The sequence below is a fragment of the Flavimarina sp. Hel_I_48 genome, from assembly GCF_000733945.1.
Taxonomy (GTDB): Bacteria; Bacteroidota; Bacteroidia; order Flavobacteriales; family Flavobacteriaceae; genus Leeuwenhoekiella.
Map to the genome: position 1 here is coordinate 2,517,531 of NZ_JPOL01000002.1, position 20,949 is coordinate 2,538,479.

Genomic DNA, 20,949 nt, shown 5'->3' on the forward strand with positions numbered 1-20,949 from the left:
ATTAATTTTAAAAAAAGTAATCTTATGAAAAAAATAAGCTATGCATTTATTCTTTTGTTACTGTGTACCTATACAGCATCTGCACAGTCCGTGGAAGGTAATGTCGATAATCTACCCGTTCACGAATACACGTTGACCCTAAAGGAAGAAATGGTTAATAAAGCCGGTAAAGAAGTAAAAGGGATGACCGTCAACGGAGGTATTCCAGGGCCAACGCTCGAATTTACCGAAGGGGAGTACGCAGTAATCTATGTAAAAAATGAAATGAGCGTGGAGACATCCATCCATTGGCACGGCTTGTTGTTGCCCAATTTTTATGATGGGGTACCCTACCTTTCTACACCGCCCATAGAACCCGGTAAAACACTAAAATATGAATTCGCAATAAAGCAAAACGGCACCTATTGGTACCATTCCCATACAATGTTGCAGGAACAGAGCGGTGTTTACGGCTCAATTGTAATACAGCCCAAAGAAAAAACCTTGGAGTATGATAAAGAGCAGGTTTTGGTACTATCTGACTGGACCAACGAAAAACCGCGGGATGTACTTCGGTTTTTAAAGCGAGGTACAGAATGGTACAATATAAGAAAAGGAACAGCTACGCCGCTTAACCAAGTAATTGCAAGGGGCGCATTTGGGGCGCAATTAAATTTTTGGAGACAGCGTATGGAAAGTGCAGATGTGGCAGATGTGTATTACCCAGCGTTCTTAATTAATGGAGAAGAAAAAGTGGAGTACCCCGAGTTTAAACCTGGCGAAAAAGTGCGCCTTCGCATTATAGACGGCTCTGCTTCTACTTCGTTCTGGATGGCCTTTGGCGGCCCTGACCCTTTGCTTGTCTCGGCAGACGGTAAAGATGTAGTACCGGTTAAGCATAACAAGACATTTATAGGGGTCGCTGAAACCTATGATTTTATCGTAACCATACCGGAGAACGGCAAACTGGAATATAAAATTATGGCCCAAGACGGCTCTGGTACCGCAACGGCATACCTAGGCCAAGGACCTATTGTTGCTGCACCCGATGTATCCAAACCTGATAAAATAGGGATGATGCAACAAATGGCCAAAATGAAAATGAAAATGGGTGCACCCGCTTTAAAGTTCCGACCAGGCAAAGATGAGCGTTACGAGATGAAAGAAAAATGGGGAATGCAGATGGAAGGAATGAAAGATATGGATATGGGTACAATGAATATGGACAAGTCCAATATGAAGGGTATGGAAATGAAGAAGCATAAAATGGACGAAATGCAAATGGATATGAAAAAGGATTCAATGCAGATGGACCATTCCAAAATGGCAGGGATGGACACAAAAATGGATACCAAAATGAAAAAGGCCTCTCAAATGGATGATATGAAAATGGACGAAGCAGATGGAATGCAGGGAATGAATATGTTTTCAGAGTATAACTATGACTACTTGAAATCGCCGGAGAAGACCAATTATGACCCAGATGTTCCTGTAACGGATATCCTATTAAACCTTACCGGGAATATGCAGCGCTATATCTGGAGTTTGAATGGGGTTCCTCTATCTGAAGCAGATAAAATAAAAATCAAGGGAGACGAAGTAACTAGGATTACCTTCAATAACCTGACTATGATGCACCACCCAATGCACCTACACGGTCATTTTTTTAGGGTCATTAACGAAAATGGGGAATACTCACCCTTAAAACACACAGTCAATGTTCCACCAATGAAACAAGTTACCATTGAATTTTATGGTGATGAATATGGCGATTGGTTTTTCCATTGTCATATTCTATACCATATGATGGGAGGTATGGCGCGTATTGTAAGTTATGATACCCCTAGGGATCCAAGGTTGAAGGAATATCCCGTATCTAAACTTATTGACGAGACCGACCAGTTCTATTCCTACGGAATGATAGATGCCGCATCACATATGACCACTTTGAACCTTATATCTTCAAATATCCGAAACCAATTCAGTTTGAGGGGCGAATATGGTTGGAACAGGAATATGGAGGTTGAAGCTGCCTACGATAGATACCTCTATGATTATCTAACCGTTTTTGGCGGTGTAAATGTCGAGAACGAAATGGAGGATAGCCTTGAAGAAATAACAACAACAGCTATAGCAGGGATACGATACCTTACGCCCTACTTATTTACGTTGGATGTGAGGATGGATAGTAAGCTACGCCCGCAGATTAGCTTAAGCCGTGCTATTACCATTTTCCCTAGAACTATTGTTTTTGGGATGTACGAGTACCAAGCAGATTTTGGGTGGGTAGATGACCTGCCTCAAGGAGATAATTTCAAAAAAGAGATTACTTGGAGTACGGGTGTTGAATATCTTTTATCCAAAAATTTCTCATTGATGGGAAGTTATGATAACCGTTTTGGTGCAGGTGGAGGATTATCACTAAGATTTTAATGACTAAAAAATAAAACGATGGACTACAATTGGGATTTCTTAACCATTTTCGGTGTTATTATTCTAGGTGTTTTCATCTATGCAGGAGGAAAGAAAATAAAGCGGACTAAAAGTTCAAAGGCTATGGATGTCCTTGATGAAAGGTACGCTAAAGGAGAGATAACCAAAGAGGAGTATGAAGAAATTAAGCAGGCTATAGGCTCAAAGAAATAAAAAAAAGAAGCAATCCAAAAATCTGTTAGACATAGCACTATGTAAAAAAAAATTAAGCTGTGTAAACAGGTATAACAATAAATTAAAATCAAATATTAACTATTAAAATCGAAATTAAAATGAAAAAATTAAAAATGACCGTCGGTATTTTAGTAATGACCTTAACCCTTACGGCTATATCCTGTAAGGACGGAAAAAAAGATGAACCAGCTGCACCTATGAGCAATGAGATGTACCAAGAGTCTATGGATGACAAAGATGATATGGCAATGAGTGACAACCAAGACGCAAAAGCAGAAGCAATCCTGAAAGATTATTTCAACTTGAAAGATGCACTTGTAGGCGATGACAATGATAAGGCAAAAGAATTGGGAGCAACGCTTGCAAGTACTTTTGGAAATTTTGATGCATCCAGCTATTCAGATAGTGAGCAACAGGAACTCAAGGATATTATGGAAGATGCCACAGAACACGCAGAACATATTTCAGAAAGTGATATAGCACACCAGCGAGAACATTTTAAAATCATAAGTAAGGATGTAACAGATATGGTTGCTATAACCGGTACAGAAAACACCTTGTATCAACTATTCTGCCCAATGTATGATGGAGGTAGTAATTGGTTAAGTATGAGCAAGGACGTTAAGAATCCTTATTATGGAAGTAAAATGTTGACCTGTGGTGAAATGCAAAAGGAAATCAATTAAATGAAAATTTTAAAAATCATAGCAATAATAGCACTGGTAGGGTTTGTGGGGATTCAATTTATTCCCACGGAACGCAATCAAAGTTATACGGTTCCCGAAACTGATTTTATGTTGGTACATAATGTTCCTGAAACTATTCAGAAAAAATTACAGGTATCCTGCTATGATTGTCACAGTAACAATACGCAATATCCTTGGTATAATAAGATTCAACCCGCTGCTTGGTTTTTGGAAGACCACATTAAAGAAGGCAAGGCCGAACTTAATTTTAACGAATGGGATTCGCTTTCAAGCCGAAGAAAATCAAGTAAACTTCGATCAATTATCAAACAGATAGAAAGCGGAGAAATGCCTTTGGATTCTTACACTTTGATACATAAAGATGCTAAGTTTTCTGAAGCGGAGGCAGAAGAATTAATCAATTTTATCACACAATTAAAAGATAGTTTATAAACAATAATTTAAAAATAATAAAAATGAAAAATTTAAAAATGAGTATAGCAGTAATGCTATTGTTAGCAGTTTCTTTTACCAACGCCCAGGAAAAAGAAAAAATGAACCACAAGCACGGTGAAATGGAAATGGATCATAGTAAAATGAAAATGGACAAAATGAATCCAGCGGCAGAAACGGTTCTTGCCGATTATTTTATGTTGAAAGATGCTTTGGTAGGCGATGACACCAAGAAAGCGGCACAATCAGGTTCTAAATTGGTAGCCTCTCTTAAAAAATTCGATAAGAGTAGTTACTCAAAAGAACAACAAAAAGAGCTGGCCGATATCATAGAAGATGCTACCGAGCACGCAGAACATATTTCTGAAAGTGCGATAGACCACCAACGCGAGCACTTTAAAACGTTAAGTAAGGATATTACTGATATGGTAGCTATTACGGGTACAAAAAGCACGTTATATGAACAATTTTGCCCAATGTACGATAAAGGAAGTGCTTGGTTAAGTACAAGTAATGAAGTAAAAAACCCCTACTATGGCAGCAAAATGCTTAAATGTGGGAAAGTTCAAAAGACAATTCAGTAAAGTTGTAATCCTTTTGACCAAAATCAAGAGAATTAAGCAACCAACAATAATCAAAGATGAGGACTAAAATAATCAAACTCTTTTTGCGACTTGCAATATCAATCGGATTTTTATCGGCAGTAGCTGATAGATTTGGATTGTGGAACAAAGATGTTTCTGTGTGGGGGAATTGGGATAATTTTCTTAACTACACACAACAGATAAATCCTTGGATTCCGGACTCATTAATTTCAACAATCGGAATTATTGCAACCGCAGCTGAAATTATTTTTGCATTCTTCTTGATAATTGGATTTAAAACAGAATTGTTCGCAAAATGGAGTGGATTTTTACTGCTACTATTTGCGCTTTCAATGACATTTTCCACTGGAATAAAAGGAGCATTAGACTTTTCAGTCTTTACAGCTTCTGCTGGAGCTTTTGCGTTAAGCCTAATGAAAGAAAAGTATATGGAATTGGACAGCCTAATTGCAAAAGGAAATAATTGAGTGTAAATAAACAAAGTAAGAAACCGATAATATGGTAGTAGGAAGTTTAAATATGGCAAAATACAAAAGACTATTCAATAGGTAATCCCTTCCCTAAGCATCTTTTGTTGCTCTGGTTTATTAGTTAACAGAAGTAAATAAGATGTCTGGGATATCTTGGGTAGTCATTAAGTCCTGTCGTGGGAAGGAAAACAATGTTGATGGTTAGTGTTAATTCCTTCCCAGGTCAGGCAAAAATTTAAGTCCTAATAAGAGAGAGGGCACATACTTTTGGTTGGTTAGTGAAGCCCTTTCTCTTAATTAGGCACAAATAAAATAGTATGAAATGAGCCATACAAAAAAGTTGATAACAAGCGAAATGTTGATTGGCCAATTACATCTGATAATTAAAAATAAATAAATATCAACAGATGAAAGATTGTTGTAAAACCGGTAGCGAAACCAAACAAAAGAGAAGTGGCTTCAAAAAATGGTTCAATTATACCATTTATGCCATTATAGCCATTATTGTGATAGGTGTATTGATCTTGCAATTAACAGGTGATTAATTTAAAACTATATAAAATGAAATCTAAAAAAATAATTTTCACCGTATTGATGTTAGCCTTGTTTGGAGGTTTTTCGACGGTATTTGCTGATAGTAATTTTATTGTTTCTGAAACTAAAACCGACATCAAGGATGAGAAATCACTTTCTATTTTTGAAACAAGCAGTCCAATTTCTGTCTCACAAGACCATACTGAAGCCGGTTTGGACGATTTCCCTAATCTGCATCCATTAGTTGTACACTTCCCGATTGTACTGCTTTTATTGGCAGTTTTGTTACAGCTCATCCAGCTGTTCGTTTTAAATCGCACACTGGATTGGGTCATTTTACTAACAGTAGGATTCGGATTTATCGGAGCTTACGTAGCAGGTACACTGGTGCACCCACATACCGAAGGACTTACAGAAACCGCAAAAAAGGTCTTGGAACTGCACGACAAATATGCAGATTGGACTTTATGGGCAAGTGCTTTGGCAGCCCTATTAAAAATAGTAAGCCTCTTCTGGTACAAATTAAAGCGAGGTTTTGAAATTGGGGTATTTGTAGTTATGGCTTTTGCAGGATATTCAGTAGCACAGGCAGGACACTATGGTTCACAGCTCGTGCATATTGAAGGAGTTGGCCCACAGGGGAAATATCTTGGTAACGAAAACGAAGAAGGTCACGGAGAAAGTGATGAACATTCACATTAATACTGAAAAATGAGAAAAGGATTTATTATAACCGCTATATTTTTAGTTGCTGCATATATCGTTATGGTATTTTGGCATCCCCATTTGTGGTGGATTGGATTGATTATCCTTCCTTTACTCGTTCTCGGTCTTGTGGACTATTTTCAAGAATCAAATAATATTAGGAGAACCTACCCTTTGCTTGGTAGAATCACAAATCTTCTTGAGGAGCAACGCCACGTTATTCAGGAAACATTATTGCTCAACCGTACCGAAGGGCAACCCTTTACTTTAATTCAAAAGGAAATTGTCTATAAAAGAGCTGCCGATGCGCTTATAAATCAACCTTTTGGAACACAGATTCCGTATGACAAAGTGGGGCGCGAGTGGTTTACCCATTCCACATATCCTGCAAAACAAATCAATGACGACTTTAGAGTTCTTATAGGAAGTTCCCACTGCTTAAAACCTTACTCTGCCAGCATTCTCAACCTTGCGGGAATGAGTTTTGGTTCCATAAGCAAAAATGCTACCCTTGCTTTTAACGGTGGTGCGAAAATAGCAGGTTTTGCTCAAAACACCGGCGAAGGTGGCTTTACACCCTATCATCAAGAATACGGTGCAGATATTATCTTTCAGTTTGGAACAGGCTATTTTGGATGTCGTGATGCAGAAGGAAATTTTGACGCCAAAAAATTCGCCGATATCGCAACCAACGATGTAGTGAAAATGATTGAAATAAAAATATCGCAAGGTGCCAAACCTGGCTTTGGGGCAATTTTGCCGGCAAAGAAGAACACAAAGGAAATTGCCAAATTCAGGGATGTGGAGCAGGGAACGGAAATTCATTCCCCAGCCTTTCATTCGGCATTCGACAATGACGTTGAAATGCTACGCTTCATTAGAAAATTGAGAAAACTCTCTAAAGGAAAACCTGTGGGAATAAAGCTGTGCATTGGTCAACAAGATGAGTTTGAAAGAATGGTTCAAACCTTTGCCGAAAAGCAAAATTGCCCAGACTTTATAGCCATTGACGGTGCCGAAGGTGGCTCTGGTGCTGCCCATATGGAATCCTTACATTGGGCCGGTATGCCAATAATTGAAGCCATCCATTTCGCAAACGGCATTCTTAAAAAGTATGGGTTGCGAGATGAAATTAAAGTAATGGCAGCTGGTAAAATTATATCCGCTTTTGATATCTATAGAATGATGGCGCTCGGCGCAGATGCCTGTTATAGCGCAAGAGGGATGATGTTTGCCTTGGGCTGTGTGCAATCGCTAAAATGCAATTTGGATACCTGCCCTACGGGAATTACCACAATGGTGCCTTCCCGAGTTGCATCCATTGTTGTAAAAGATAAAAAAACCAAAGTTGCCAACTATCATAAAAATACCATCGAAGGTTTTAAGGAACTGCTAAAATCAATGGGTATTGAAAATAGAAAGGGTATCGACAAAAAGTATATTGTCCGCCGAATCAATGAGAATGAGACCAAGACATATCAAGAGTTATACTCAAATGGATTGAATGGTCGAAAAATAAAAAGTAATGGGTAAAAACTTAATTTATTTGTTAATAATACTGTTGTTTTCAAGCAATGTATCTATAAAGGCCCAAAATTATATAGTAAAGGAAGGAACCGCATCCTTTAAGGCAAAAATGCCACTTAATTCCTATATCGGCAAATCTGATGATTTACAGGGCACCATAGGTTTTAAGGACGGCACGTTGACCTTTTCGGTTCCTGTAAAATCCATAAAGACAGATAATGAAAAACGGGATGGACATATGTATGATCTGGTAAAAGCGGAAAAAAAACCCAATGTTGTTTTTGAAGGAAAATTTATGGACGATTTTAATTTTGAAGAAAAAGCGACACAAACGCTCAACGCAAAGGGAGATTTCACCCTTGCCGGAGTTACTCGGGAAATAACCATTCCTATTGAGTTGAAACTTGTTTCAGAAGATACAATTCAATTAACAGCTTCTTGGTCTTTATTGATTACCGATTATAATTTGGAACGCCCAAGTTTGGTATTTATAAAAGTTAATGACAAGCACGACTTGAGTGTGGATGCAATACTTACGAAGAAATAAAATAGATTGTTGAATTAAATAAATGGATTATGAGAACATTAATAAAATTGGCAGTCTGCCTTTTAATAAGCATTACCGCAGTAAGTTGTTCGGTCACTTCTTCGGCCATCGTTACCGATTATGACCAAGAAGCACAGTTTGGAACCTACAAAACCTTTTACTGGTCCGATGATTTTCAAATGGACAGCGACAAGGAAAACGAACCGTTATTTTTCAACACATTGATAAAGAAACGGTTAAAAGGCGCCATTCAGGAACAAATGGAAAATAAAGGCTACGTCTTGAATAAGAGCAATCCTGATTTATTGGTAGATTCCCGTATCGTTGTACAGACAAGAGATATAAACACAGGTGGTGGCTACCCTTATTTTCCTTCTTATGGTCACGGTTATGGTCATTTCGGGTCTTACGGTTATGGATATTATGGCGGTTACCAATCATCTCAAGAACACAAAGAAGGTGGCGTTGTCATAGAACTTATAGATATGAAACGCCGTCAATTAGTCTGGCAAGGATTTGCGCCAGATGTGCTGCACGCAAATACCACCGACAAGCAAAAGGAAATTAAGGAGGCGGTGGCAAAAATATTTGCAAAATATCAATATGGGAATACTGTAAAAAACTGAGCTTAAAATGATATAAAAAGATATCAAGAAAAAAAGCCCTAATTAGGGAAGGGTCAATGTTGATGGTTGGTTTTAGTCCCCCCTTGTTAGGCACTAGAAATTTTGTGAAAGAAAATCTTATTGTAAATACTGGATTTTCAGGATGTATATTTTTATGGAGTGGCCACTAGAGTTTCATCTATCCTTTCAAGGCATCAATACTTATTTATTGGTGTTGCAATGATATAACTAATATTAATGTATTAAAAAAATCAATAGTGAAAGAAACTATAAATGATATATCAAACGGCAATGGGTTTTATGGACAGCTCTTTAAAAAAGTATTGCTTACCGCAACGGCGGTTATCGCTATATCACTGAGTTATATATTTTGGGCACAAGCAGATGATAATGGCCTATGGCGACCTATTTTAATTGTGGCTTTGGCTCTAATCAAGACCATTTTTATCGTTCGGCTTACGTTCATACAATTGGCTAAAATAATAGGCGAAAGCCATCAGCTTGCGCACGTCCTAACTTTATTTGCGGTGTTGATTGTTTTGATTGTTTTTTCATTCACGACTGATTATCACGCGTTATATATTTTGAATTCTGAAAATTTCAAAGAGAGTACTTCGCTCAATGGTTCATTCTTCTTGCAATTTTTTGAATTTATCTATTTCAGCTTGATAACTTTTTCCTCGGTTGGATATGGCGATATTGTACCAATTTCAATTGCGGGAAAAACGCTGGTAATGATGGAAATTTTCTTGAGCTTTTTGGTACTTGTCTTTGGCATTGCAAATATTAATAGAATACACGTTGATAATAAATAACCTTTAAAAACTAAAATTATGAAAACAATTAAAACAATTGCACTCGTAACAATTCTCATTGCTACTTTCAGCTTATCCAACGCACAGGAAACAAAAGCAAAGACGGATACGGAAGCGGTTATTGCTGTGATGAAAACCTACAAGGATGCCATTCAAAATTTGACAACTGAAGGCACGTTCAATTTATTTGCAGAAGATTCTGAAGTATTTGAATCCGGTGGAGTCGAAGGCACGTATGCACATTACATTGAGCATCATCTTGGACCAGAATTAGGCGAATTTAAAAGTTTTACCTTTTCTGATTATGAAATCGATGCCAAAGTAGATGCGCCCTATGCTTTTACTACTGAAACCTACATTTATACCATAGTGCTTAACCCAAATGAAAAAGGTGAAACACGAACGATTCGCAAAAAAGGCGTGGCAACGTCTATCCTAAAAAAGATGGGTGGCGAATGGAAAATCATCAAAACACATACCTCTTCAAGAAACACGAAATAACAGCAACAATGAGCAATTTTCCTCAAATAATCCATCAATATAAAACCGACTCGGAAAGTGTTTACAATACTTGGTTTGTTGACAATGACCAGAGATTGAAGGCGTTTAGAACCATCCGTAGAGGCGTTTTGCAGGTGATTGAGGACATTAAAAACAAAACCTTCCCAAACGATTTTAAGGAAAGCAGTCTGGAATTTGTGTTGGGCAGCATTGCAGAGCAAAAGCAAGTTTTTGCGGGTGTGGCGCATCCTTTTTATTGGAAGCCGAAACTGCGCATTCCTGATATCTATGAAAATCAGGACAATAAAATAGCTTTTGGTCAATTTTTGGAAAACTGTATTAATGCCAAAACGGAAGAACAGGTCGTAAGGGAAATCGTAAAGTTGGATGCACTCAAAGTAAAAGGCCTCGGCCCAGCGGTAGCAAGTATTTTATATTTTTTGCATCCCACTTGGTTTCCACCATTTAATACGGCCATACTAAATGGGTTTAATTTTCTGTTCAAGGATAAAAAGAAATTGGGAAGTTGGACGGAGTATCTGAAAATCAGGGAAATCTTGATAGAAACCAATACTAAAAACAAAACGGAACTGTCAAACGATTTAGGCGCAATTGCAGGATTGTGTTTCGAGATTGGCACCCAAAAAATGCTCATAGGTAACGACGAATATTTAAGTGAGGCCGAACGGGTCAAATTTGAAAAAAACATCGTAAAACGGCAAAGGGAAATTCAGGAAGAAAAGCAGGAAGAGAAACTTCACGACGAAATGCAATACCATTTATTGAAAATCGGCATTTCACTTGGTTTTGACGTTACACCTGCCAGCAACGATAAAAGTAAATCTTTTGGCGGTCAAAGTTTTTCGTTCATTTCAATGAAAACATTTCCAGCGCTTCCTTGCGATAAGGAAACCCAAACCACCATTAAACTCATTGATGTGCTTTGGTTTGAAAAGGGAACCAATAATATAGTAGCCGCTTTTGAGGTTGAAAAAAGCACCAGTATCTATTCAGGAATTTTAAGACTGTCCGATTTATATTTCAGCATTTCCGATGGCGATGAGGTTTTTTATATCATCATTCCAAACCATCGTGAAAAAGACGTCATACATCAATTGAATCGACCTGTAATCAAAAATTCCAAGATGCATATAAAGTATATTTTGTTTTCTGAATTGAGGATGCATTGCGATGCGATTTGCAAATTTGGTACAGACCTTACAATTATGGAAAAAATAGCAAAATCAGTTTGATTTGAAATTGGCAATTGCGGATTATGGTTATACTTACTTTATATAGAAAACAATTAGCAACAATAAACATTATGAAAACTAAACTATTGATGTTCGCAGTTCTTTTAATAACATATTTCGAGGTTTCGGCTCAAAAAATATATAGAACCGATGATGGCCATATTGAGATGATGACTTTGGTGGACGGTAAGACTATCAAGGCAGAAAGCCATAGTCTGGCACTATATCTTGATTACAATTCTAAAGTAGTAAATGGTGTTCTAGACCTTAAAACTTTAGTAACAGACCTTCCTGAATTAAATGCCATTATACAAGAAGGGGAAGCACCTGCAATTCTTCGGTTTACAGGTACTATTCCATCCGTTGATTTTTTATCAAAACGGCACGACCCTATCAATTTTAATTGGCTGGTTGATGTTTTATATCAAGGGGAAACCTATAAATCACAGTTTAAAGCAACCATTACCCATATAGAACAGGGCATAAATATGTCTTGTCTGATAAGTGCAACGGGACAGGTTTTGGTTTCAGATACGGGGTTAGATTCTTTAATGCAAGGTTTGGATAAAACAATAAATGTGCAATTTGCACAATTGGTGCTGAAATTGGAATAACTATGTGTTTTCTATATTCAAAAAGAATGATAAGAGTATTTATGATATTTAAAACAGGCCAAGAGAACATAAAATAAGTCCTGATGTGGGAAGGGAATGGAAAATTTTTCATTGTTGATTAGTTAAAACTCCTTCCCAAGTCGGGCACTATTATAATATGAAAAGCTACGATACACTTTCTGAAACTATGGCTCATTTACAGGCTAAAGGCTACACTGTTGATTTCAATTTGAAAGAGAAACATCTGGAATGTAATGCTCTAAAGTTGAAATTCCATCCAGAAGATTTTGAGGTGGACGAGATGCATCGTTTTGAAGGAATGAGTAGCACAGATGACAATAGTGTACTATATGCCATTTCTTCCAAAAATGGAATAAAAGGCTTATTGGTGGATGCTTATGGGGTTTACTCTGAAAATATTTCTGAGGCAATCCGAAAAAAATTAAGGTAATTTGAAACATATATATAACATATAAAAAGTGACCCGCAACCAATATTGTAATCAGATTAAATAGAAATTTCGAGATGAAACCATTAAAAATAAATACCCAAAAGCTCTCATTATTAGGCTCTGTATCTTTAGGTACAGGCGTAATGATTGGTGCAGGTATTTTTGTTTTAATGGGGCAGATAGCCGAATTAGTCGGCGATTTATTTCCTATTGCTTTTATCGCAGGCGCAGTTGTAGTAGGCTTTAGCTCCTATTCGTATGTTAAATTTTCAAACGCCTATCCTTCTTCTGGAGGTGTTGCTAAATTTTTGACAAAGGCCTATTTACCAGGTACACTTGCTGGTTCATTTTCTTTGCTGATGTATGTATCAATGGTTGTCTCAGAAAGTTTAGTGGCAGGTACTTTTGGGGCGTATGCGTTACGACTGTTTCCGCAAGGATATGAAGGTTATGCATCTGCATTGGGTGTATTGCTTATTGTTGCTGCATATATCATCAATATTTCGGGTAACAAGATTATTGAGACTACCGCTACCATTACTGCAATTATTAAAGTAGTGGGTATTGCAGTTCTTGCTATATCAGGATTGGTTATTTCTGGTTTACCCACAATCACAGGTACTTATAGTGCTGCCAATGGCCAATCCCTGCCTGAAGGTTTTGGATTTATTGCCGCATTGGCCTTGTCTATCCTTGCATACAAAGGATTTACGACCATTACCAATCAAGGTGGCGATATAAAAAATCCTCATAAAAATGTAGGGCGTTCCATAATTATATCAATAATCGTTTGTACGGTTATCTATGTTGTTTTGGCATTATCGGTTGCTGGCGGATTGAGTATTGAAGAAATTATAATAGCAAAAGATTATGCTCTCGCAGCAGCAGCAAAACCTCTATTTGGCGAATGGGGTTCAACGCTAACTATTTTACTAGCCATTGTTGCAACAGTTTCCGGTGTAATTGCCAGCGTATATTCTGCCTCGCGAATGTTGGGTATGTTAAGCAATATGAAACAAGTTCCTGATATGAACAGAATGAAGCAACTTAAAAATCCTTCGCTGATTTTTACTGTTTCTTTAGCGATACTTTTGACTGTTTTGTTCGATTTAACTCGCATAGCTTCCATTGGTGCTATTTTCTATTTGATAATGGACATTGCTATTCATTGGGGACTTTTTAAATATTTGAAAAAGGAAGTAAAATTCAACCCGATTATTCCAATAATTGCCATACTGTTGGATGTTGTTATTTTGGCAGCATTTATCTATTTAAAATATGTAAACGACCCATTTGTACTAATAGTTGCTGCAATTGGTATTGCCCTCATTTTTCTTTCTCAATTTATTTTTATGAAATCGCATACAGATAAAGACGGAAATATGAATATGGGAATGGAAAACAGTGAAAAAGAACAAATGAAAATGTAAAAATAACAGATACTATGAAACACACCTATAAAATACACGGAATGACCTGCAATGGTTGTCGAAATCACGTAGAAGGAACACTTTCCAAAGTGAAAGGTGTCTCAAAGGCTACTGTGAATTTAGCAAAAGCTGAAGCTACCATTGAAATGGAATCACATATTCCTATTGAGAAATTCCAAGATGCCCTTAAAAAAGAAGGTGGTACTTATTCTATCCACAAATCTGGAGAGCGACATCATCAAAACGATACCGCCGGAGTTGATGCTGAGCGTAGTCGAAGTACGAAAGCAAAAAATGAAAAACCTAAAGGTAAAGGAACTGGCACTTTTTACTGTCCGATGCATTGTGAGGGAGACAAAACATATGAAAAAACTGGAGACTGTCCTGTCTGCGGAATGGATTTAGTTGAAGAGCAAAATTTATCTGCAAAAACTTCTGAACAATGGACTTGCCCAATGCACCCGGAAATTGTAAAAGATGAACCTGGAGCCTGCCCAATCTGTGGGATGGACTTAGTCCCAATGGAAGCAGATAGTTCAGCCGAAGAAAAGACCTATAACAAATTACTCAAGAAATTCTGGATTGCAGTCGCCTTTACCTTACCTATTTTCTTAATCGCAATGAGCGATATGATTCCGAATAATCCGTTATATACGGTAATGAAGCAAAAAAACTGGAACTGGATTCAGCTTGCACTTTCAATTCCTGTGGTGTTTTATGCTACGTGGATGTTCTTTGAACGTGCCTATAAAAGCATCAAAACCTGGAACCTCAATATGTTTACCCTAATCGGCATTGGTGCTGGCGCAGCGTGGTTATTCAGCGTATTCGGTATGCTTTTTCCCGATTTTTTCCCGGCACAGTTCAAAACAGAATCTGGTGCCGTTCACGTATATTATGAAGTATCCACTATTATTTTGACCTTGGTGCTCTTGGGTCAGGTTTTGGAAGCACGTGCCCACGGCAAAACCAATTCAGCAATAAAGGAATTGCTAAAGCTCGCGCCAAACAAGGCCATACTAGTCAAAGATGGCAAGGAAGAAGAGGTTACGATTGATAGCATTAAATTGGGCGATATCCTACGGGTGAAACCAGGCGAAAAAATTCCAGTTGATGGCGTGATTTCCGAAGGTAGTACAACGGTCGATGAATCTATGATTACAGGCGAACCTATTCCCGTAAACAAAGCGGCAAATGACAAAGTTACCAGTGGCACCATCAACGGCAACCAATCTTTTTTGATGAAAGCCGAAAAGGTGGGTGCAGATACCCTACTGTCCCAAATTATCCAAATGGTCAATAATGCCAGTCGCAGTCGTGCACCAATCCAAAAATTGGCGGATACCGTCTCGGGATATTTTGTACCCATAGTTGTCCTTATTTCCATTATCACATTTGTGGTTTGGGCTATTTTTGGTCCGGAACCCGTCTATGTTTATGCCTTTGTAAATGCAATTGCAGTATTGATTATCGCCTGTCCCTGTGCCTTGGGCTTGGCAACACCAATGTCCATTATGGTCGGTGTTGGTAAGGGCGCACAAAATGGTGTGCTCATAAAAAATGCCGAAGCTTTGGAAAAAATGGACAAGGTGGATACACTTATTATCGATAAAACAGGAACCATAACAGAAGGCAAACCAACGGTTGAAAAAGTCGGAGCCTTCGGAACTAATTTTTCAGAAAAAGAAGTGCTTCAATACATCGTTTCCCTAAACAGCAAAAGCGAGCATCCGCTTGCCGAAGCAACTGTAAAATATGGTAAAGAAAAGAATGTTGAGTTTTTGAGCGCTGAAAAGTTTAGCGCAGTTACCGGAAAAGGTGTTGAAGGAAACATCAACGGGAAAAAAGTGGATTTAGGGAATTCCAAAATGATGGCATACGCCAAGGCTGAATTAACTTCGGAAATGGAAACCGAAGCACAAAGTTTTCAAAAGCAAGGAAAAACAGTTTCATACCTATCCATCGATTCAAAAGTTGTGGGATATGTTGTCATTGGCGACAAAATAAAGGCGACCAGCGCCAAAGCGATCAAAGCACTTCAAGACAAAGGTATCGCAGTAATAATGCTTACTGGCGACAATCACGATACTGCCCAAGCGGTCGCAAAAGAATTAAATCTTGCTGATTTTAAAGCAGGAATGTTGCCCGAAAACAAACTTCAGGAAGTAGAAAAATTACAGAACAGCGGAAAAGTTGTAGCAATGGCAGGCGACGGCATCAATGATGCGCCAGCCTTGGCAAAAAGTGATGTTGGTATCGCAATGGGAACAGGAACAGATGTTGCCATTGAAAGTGCAATGATAACCTTGGTAAAAGGCGATTTGCACGGTATTGTCAAGGCACGGGAATTGAGCGACGGTGTAATGCGTAACATCAAGCAAAACCTATTTTGGGCTTTAGGATATAACATTTTAGGAATCCCAATCGCAGCAGGTGTTTTGTTCCCTATTTTCGGGTTGTTATTATCACCAATGATAGCGGCTTTGGCAATGAGCTTTAGTTCAGTTTCCGTTATTATGAACGCTTTGCGGTTACGTTCGTTAAAACTTTAAAGATGGTGAAAAGGAAAACCGCACTAAAAATACGAAAGACCCACAGATATTTGGGGCTCTTTTTGGGGGTACAGTTCCTGTTTTGGACCATTAGCGGAATGTATTTCAGTTGGACAAACATAGACGACATTCACGCTGACCAATTCTGTAATTTAGATTACGTGCCCAAAGCCTTTGATGATTTAATAAGTCCTTCACAAATAAACAATCCTGAAGGCATTGGAAGTATCGAAATTAGGGACATCAACAACGAGCCTTATTACTGGATAAACAATCAAAAATTGTACAGTGCAAAAACTGGGAAAGCAAAAAAAAATATTACGGAAGAAGAGGCCTTGTCTGTTGCCAAAAACTATATGAAAGATGGTTTGAAAGTCGCCAACATCGAAAAAATAACCGAAGTGGACGACTATCACGAATATCGGGAAAAGCTATTGCCAGCCTATGTTATTTCATATGATACCGATGAAGCTCTTAATGCTTATGTTTCGGTAACAGACGGAAAATTCCAGACTGTAAGGCATCGAGCGTGGCGTTGGTTCGACTTTTTATGGATGACCCACACAATGGATTATGACACGCGCGACAATTTCAATACCATTGTATTAAGGGCGTTTTCGCTCTTGGGATTGATTACGGTGTTAAGCGGATTCCTGCTGTGGTACACCTCCTCGCCAACCATTAGAAAATTAAAAAAGAAAATAATTAAATCATAACCAAAAACTCTAAAACAATGAAAAATTCAAATCAACACACAAACAAAGGCAATTACACAAAATTTATTTTGATGCTTGTCGCATCTTTTATTGCAATGTACATCACGATGTATCTAAATAGTTATGCGTTAGACCACGTATATTTTAGTTTAACCAGATTCTATATGAGTTGTTTGGGTATTGCAGCAATGGCAGTAATAATGTGGTTTTTTATGCGGAAAATGTATCAAAACAAGAAAAAGAACATCGCTATTTTATTAGGTAGCTTGGTGCTATTTTTAGGCGCACTTGGTTTGGTTAGGGCACAAAGCCCAATCATTGGCGATATTCTGTGGATGAAAGCAATGATTCCCCATCACTCAATTGCAATTTTAACAAGTGAAAGAGCCGATATCAAAGACCCTGAAGTGCGCAAACTGGCTGATGATATTATCAAAGCACAACGTAAAGAAATTGGAGAAATGAAAGCAATGATAAAGCGTTTGCAAGCAGAATAATAATAATTACCAAAACCTAACTGGTCTTAAAATCTGTTGGGTTTTATAAAGAAATAAAAAAATATACTATGAAAAAATACATCATTTATACCGCAATTTTAGCCATAGGATTGGTCTTGGGCTATGTCTTTTTTGGCCCTTCTGCGGAAGGTTCCGTAAACAGCAAGAAAGTAACAGATTTGAGCGAAGACGTTAACCACTCCGAAGAACATCAAATGTGGACCTGTTCAATGCACCCACAGATTATGCAACCAGAACCTGGCGACTGCCCAATATGCGGTATGGATTTAATTCCCGCCGAAACTGGTGCGGAAGGGCTTGCAATGAACGAAATAAAAATGAGCGACAATGCAATGGCACTGGCGAATATCCAAACTACAATTGTAGGAAATATTTCAGGAACCGACGATAACAAAATAACACTTTCCGGAAAAATAATGGCCAACGAAGAAGCCAATGCGGTACAGGCAAGCTATTTTGAAGGACGTATTGAAAAGTTGAATGTCAATTTCACGGGCGAAGAAGTACGAAAAGGACAGTTGTTGGCAACGATTTATGCACCAACGCTCGTTGCTGCCCAACAAGAACTTTTAACTGCTTCTGACCTGAAAGAATCACAACCAGGTTTATACAAAGCAGTTCGAAACAAATTAAAATTGTGGAAACTTTCTGAAAGCCAAATAGACCAAATAGAAAGTTCTGGCAAGGTGCGGGAAAATTTTCCGATTTATGCAACTGTTTCAGGCACCGTTTCCCAAAAAATGGCAGAAGAAGGCGACTATGTAAAACAAGGCCAGCCCATTGTTAAAGTAAGTGATTTGGGTACTGTTTGGGCAATGTTTGACGCCTACGAAAGACAAATCTCGCAACTAAAGGAAGGTCAAAAGGTAACAATCACTAGTAACGCTTATCCCAATAAAGAATTTGAAGCATCAGTTTCATTTATCGACCCTACTTTGAATACAAAGTCCAGAACTGTTTCAGTGCGCGCCACATTGAACAATAAGGAAAATCTATTAAAACCAGGAATGTTCGTAACCGCAAAAGTGGCAATGACAAAAGGCAATACTATGGAAATTGCGATAAGCATACCTGCAACGGCAGTAATGTGGACAGGCGAGCGCTCATTGGTGTACGTAAAGACCAATCCCAATGAACCCGTTTTTGAAATGCAAGAAGTGACTTTGGGAACGAAAAATGGTGAGAACTATACCATTATCGAAGGGCTTTCTAACGGCGATGAAGTGGTAACCAACGGAACATTTACCGTAGATGCCGCTGCACAGTTACAAGGAAAAAAATCTATGATGAATGCATCAGGTGGTAAAACAATGACAGGTCACGAAGGGCATTTGGGAATGGAAAATTTAAACAACACAGTTGATGCCGCCAAGCGTATGGATGTAGCTTCCAAATTCCAAGAGCAGCTCAAAACAGTTTTTGATGATTATATTATGCTTAAAACAGCATTGACAAACGACCAAAGTGAAAAAGCAAAAACGGCCGCACAGACCTTACAGAAAAGTTTAACACAAGTTGACCTTGCTTTGCTAAAGGATAAAAATGCGAATAACCACTGGGCGCAACTTGAAAAAGAATTGAAGGCTTCCTCAAATGAAATTGCCCAGACATCCGATATTAAAACCCAGAGAAATCATTTTATCAGTCTTTCAGCACACCTCATAAATGCAATGAAAGCGTTTGGCATCAACCAAGAAATTTACATAGATTTTTGTCCAATGGCAAATAATAATGAAGGCGCATATTGGTTGAGCACGGAAAAAGAAATACAAAATCCCTACTACGGACAAGCAATGCTAAACTGTGGTGAAGTAACAGAAACCGTACAATAGTTTAAAACTATACTTAATTGGGTAGTTTAAATTAGTCATCTTGATTTTTTGAAGGAGAACGAGGATGAGTGAGAGTAGAAGAAATAGAAGAAAAAATGACAGAAAGAAACATCAGCCTAAAAGTGATATTCCAAAAAAAGATAAAATTATAGCTTTAGTTGTGATAGTATTGATTTTTGTAGTTGCTGCAACAGCTGCCGTTTATTATTCTCTATACAAATCTGGATTAAAATTATTTTGAAACAAGTACTATATGAATGAGACTATCCATATTAAAAATATGGTCTGCCCAAGATGTATCTCAGCAGTTTCCAATATTTTGGAACAACTTAAAATACTGTATGTTTCTATAAAATTGGGGGAGGTTAAATTAGTTTCATCGTTAAGTCCCAACACAAAAAATAGTCTTTCCAAAGCGCTTCAAAATTCAGGTTTTAGTTTGATTGACGACCGTAAAAGTCAACTTATTGAACAAATGAAAACATTGGTTGTAGATAAAATCCATCATTCTTCCGAGGAGCTCGATTTCAAATGGGCAGATATTGTTACAGGCGAACTTCACTTGGACTACAAATATTTAAGTTCACTTTTTTCGTCGGTAGAAAATATTACGTTCGAGCAGTACATCATAAACCAGAAAATTGAACGTGTTAAAGAACTTATAGTTTACGATGAATTAACCTTGAGTGAAATAGCATTTAAACTTCATTATAGTAGTGTTGCATACTTAAGCAATCAATTTAAAAAGGTTACAGGAATGACACCTACACAGTTTAAAAAAAGCACAAATCAGAATCGTAAATATTTGGATAAAATATGATGTTAAATTCTGTTAATCCGAAAATTTTACAAATCATTCGGCATATTTTATAACAAAAAACGATATTACATACATTAAATTGTCTTTAGTAATATCCGCTATAGTAGTGGACTATTTTTAACAATTTAAATTCTAATATATTTATGAAAAATTCAAAATTAATCGAAGCTTTAAACAATTGTGTAGCACATTGTAATTACTGTGCAGATGCTTGTCTTGGCGAAGAAAACGTCAAGATGATGGTAGATTGTATAAGAACTGATAGGGCTTGTGCTGCAATCTGTAGTGCAACAGCAAATTTGCTTGCGTCAAATTATAAAGATGTTAGAGGTATGGTAGAACAATGCCGTGATATCTGTAAAAAATGCGCTGATGTATGTGCCAAGCACGACCACAAACACTGTCAAGAATGTGCAGATGCCTGTAGAAAATGTGAGGAAGCTTGTAACGAATATTTAAAATAATACAACTTATCTCAATTCATTATAGTGAGGTGCAACAACCTCAAATTCCGAAAGGCTACAACTCACATTGTAGTCTTTTGTTTTATAAAAAATCGGGTATAAGTTATCTTGTTTGTATCGGAAACTTGGGAAAATTACATATTGGTGACCCTTAACAAGCAAATTCTACAATTCATTCAGCATA

24 protein-coding genes are annotated in these 20,949 nt (G+C 37.7%); all 24 read left to right on the forward strand.

Translation table 11 applies throughout. The features are described 5' to 3' along the window. Window positions 1-24 precede the first annotated feature (24 nt). The 24 genes from P162_RS11150 (at window position 25) to P162_RS11255 (ending at window position 20,765) form a co-directional block, all read left to right on the forward strand. On the forward strand, window positions 25-2,412 hold the full coding sequence (locus tag P162_RS11150) for a multicopper oxidase domain-containing protein (RefSeq protein ID WP_031427478.1): 2,388 nt from the start codon (window positions 25-27) through the stop codon (window positions 2,410-2,412). A gap of 18 nt (window positions 2,413-2,430) precedes the next feature. After that, window positions 2,431-2,625 carry an SHOCT domain-containing protein gene (locus P162_RS11155; RefSeq protein ID WP_013073634.1) on the forward strand — a complete coding sequence of 65 codons (195 nt, stop codon included), beginning with the start codon at window positions 2,431-2,433 and terminating at the stop codon, window positions 2,623-2,625. Window positions 2,626-2,744: 119 nt separating this feature from the next. Beyond that, entirely contained in the window at window positions 2,745-3,332 is a 588-nt protein-coding gene (locus tag P162_RS11160; protein WP_013073633.1) for a DUF3347 domain-containing protein, read from the forward strand. Continuing rightward, window positions 3,333-3,785 (forward strand): heme-binding domain-containing protein, encoded by a 453-nt coding sequence (locus P162_RS11165; RefSeq protein WP_013073632.1) that lies wholly within the window; start codon window positions 3,333-3,335, stop codon window positions 3,783-3,785. Between the two features lie 23 nt (window positions 3,786-3,808). Further along, a complete protein-coding gene (locus P162_RS11170; RefSeq protein ID WP_008610779.1) occupies window positions 3,809-4,369 on the forward strand; it encodes a DUF3347 domain-containing protein in 561 nt (186 codons plus the stop codon). 56 nt (window positions 4,370-4,425) lie between these two features. Further along, on the forward strand, window positions 4,426-4,857 hold the full coding sequence (locus tag P162_RS11175; RefSeq protein ID WP_008610780.1) for a hypothetical protein: 432 nt from the start codon (window positions 4,426-4,428) through the stop codon (window positions 4,855-4,857). A 410-nt stretch (window positions 4,858-5,267) separates the two neighbouring features. After that, complete coding sequence (locus tag P162_RS17715) at window positions 5,268-5,405, forward strand: hypothetical protein (protein ID WP_008610782.1); 138 nt, start codon at window positions 5,268-5,270, stop codon at window positions 5,403-5,405. A 16-nt stretch (window positions 5,406-5,421) separates the two neighbouring features. Continuing rightward, entirely contained in the window at window positions 5,422-6,096 is a 675-nt protein-coding gene (locus P162_RS11180) for a DUF2231 domain-containing protein (protein ID WP_013073630.1), read from the forward strand. Between the two features lie 9 nt (window positions 6,097-6,105). After that, complete coding sequence (locus tag P162_RS11185) at window positions 6,106-7,632, forward strand: FMN-binding glutamate synthase family protein (protein WP_028376592.1); 1,527 nt, start codon at window positions 6,106-6,108, stop codon at window positions 7,630-7,632. Window positions 7,633-7,645: 13 nt separating this feature from the next. Continuing rightward, the gene (locus tag P162_RS11190) at window positions 7,646-8,173 is read left to right on the forward strand and encodes a YceI family protein (RefSeq protein WP_241077759.1); all 528 of its coding nucleotides are present in this window, start codon (window positions 7,646-7,648) and stop codon (window positions 8,171-8,173) included. Between the two features lie 29 nt (window positions 8,174-8,202). Continuing rightward, the gene (locus P162_RS11195) at window positions 8,203-8,799 is read left to right on the forward strand and encodes a DUF4136 domain-containing protein (protein ID WP_013073627.1); all 597 of its coding nucleotides are present in this window, start codon (window positions 8,203-8,205) and stop codon (window positions 8,797-8,799) included. Between the two features lie 257 nt (window positions 8,800-9,056). After that, window positions 9,057-9,614: a potassium channel family protein gene (locus P162_RS11200; RefSeq protein WP_013073626.1), complete on the forward strand. Its 558-nt coding sequence runs from the start codon at window positions 9,057-9,059 to the stop codon at window positions 9,612-9,614. A gap of 18 nt (window positions 9,615-9,632) precedes the next feature. Next, on the forward strand, window positions 9,633-10,115 hold the full coding sequence (locus P162_RS11205; protein WP_013073625.1) for a YybH family protein: 483 nt from the start codon (window positions 9,633-9,635) through the stop codon (window positions 10,113-10,115). A gap of 8 nt (window positions 10,116-10,123) precedes the next feature. Next, a complete protein-coding gene (locus P162_RS11210) occupies window positions 10,124-11,368 on the forward strand; it encodes a hypothetical protein (protein WP_013073624.1) in 1,245 nt (414 codons plus the stop codon). Window positions 11,369-11,439: 71 nt separating this feature from the next. Further along, window positions 11,440-11,982 (forward strand): hypothetical protein, encoded by a 543-nt coding sequence (locus P162_RS11215; RefSeq protein WP_013073623.1) that lies wholly within the window; start codon window positions 11,440-11,442, stop codon window positions 11,980-11,982. A 157-nt stretch (window positions 11,983-12,139) separates the two neighbouring features. Next, window positions 12,140-12,433: a hypothetical protein gene (locus P162_RS11220; protein ID WP_013073622.1), complete on the forward strand. Its 294-nt coding sequence runs from the start codon at window positions 12,140-12,142 to the stop codon at window positions 12,431-12,433. 74 nt (window positions 12,434-12,507) lie between these two features. Next, a complete protein-coding gene (locus P162_RS11225; protein WP_013073621.1) occupies window positions 12,508-13,863 on the forward strand; it encodes an APC family permease in 1,356 nt (451 codons plus the stop codon). Window positions 13,864-13,877: 14 nt separating this feature from the next. Beyond that, window positions 13,878-16,415 carry a heavy metal translocating P-type ATPase gene (locus tag P162_RS11230; RefSeq protein WP_028376591.1) on the forward strand — a complete coding sequence of 846 codons (2,538 nt, stop codon included), beginning with the start codon at window positions 13,878-13,880 and terminating at the stop codon, window positions 16,413-16,415. A 2-nt stretch (window positions 16,416-16,417) separates the two neighbouring features. Beyond that, a complete protein-coding gene (locus P162_RS11235) occupies window positions 16,418-17,131 on the forward strand; it encodes a PepSY domain-containing protein (protein ID WP_031427479.1) in 714 nt (237 codons plus the stop codon). Between the two features lie 17 nt (window positions 17,132-17,148). Continuing rightward, complete coding sequence (locus P162_RS11240; protein ID WP_013073618.1) at window positions 17,149-17,628, forward strand: DUF305 domain-containing protein; 480 nt, start codon at window positions 17,149-17,151, stop codon at window positions 17,626-17,628. A 68-nt stretch (window positions 17,629-17,696) separates the two neighbouring features. Further along, window positions 17,697-19,481, forward strand: coding sequence for an efflux RND transporter periplasmic adaptor subunit (locus P162_RS11245; RefSeq protein ID WP_013073617.1), 1,785 nt, complete (start codon window positions 17,697-17,699; stop codon window positions 19,479-19,481). A gap of 64 nt (window positions 19,482-19,545) precedes the next feature. After that, the gene (locus P162_RS17720) at window positions 19,546-19,722 is read left to right on the forward strand and encodes a hypothetical protein (protein ID WP_013073616.1); all 177 of its coding nucleotides are present in this window, start codon (window positions 19,546-19,548) and stop codon (window positions 19,720-19,722) included. A gap of 12 nt (window positions 19,723-19,734) precedes the next feature. Beyond that, on the forward strand, window positions 19,735-20,301 hold the full coding sequence (locus P162_RS11250; RefSeq protein ID WP_013073615.1) for a helix-turn-helix domain-containing protein: 567 nt from the start codon (window positions 19,735-19,737) through the stop codon (window positions 20,299-20,301). A 143-nt stretch (window positions 20,302-20,444) separates the two neighbouring features. Next, a complete protein-coding gene (locus P162_RS11255; protein WP_028376588.1) occupies window positions 20,445-20,765 on the forward strand; it encodes a four-helix bundle copper-binding protein in 321 nt (106 codons plus the stop codon). Window positions 20,766-20,949: the final 184 nt, after the last annotated feature.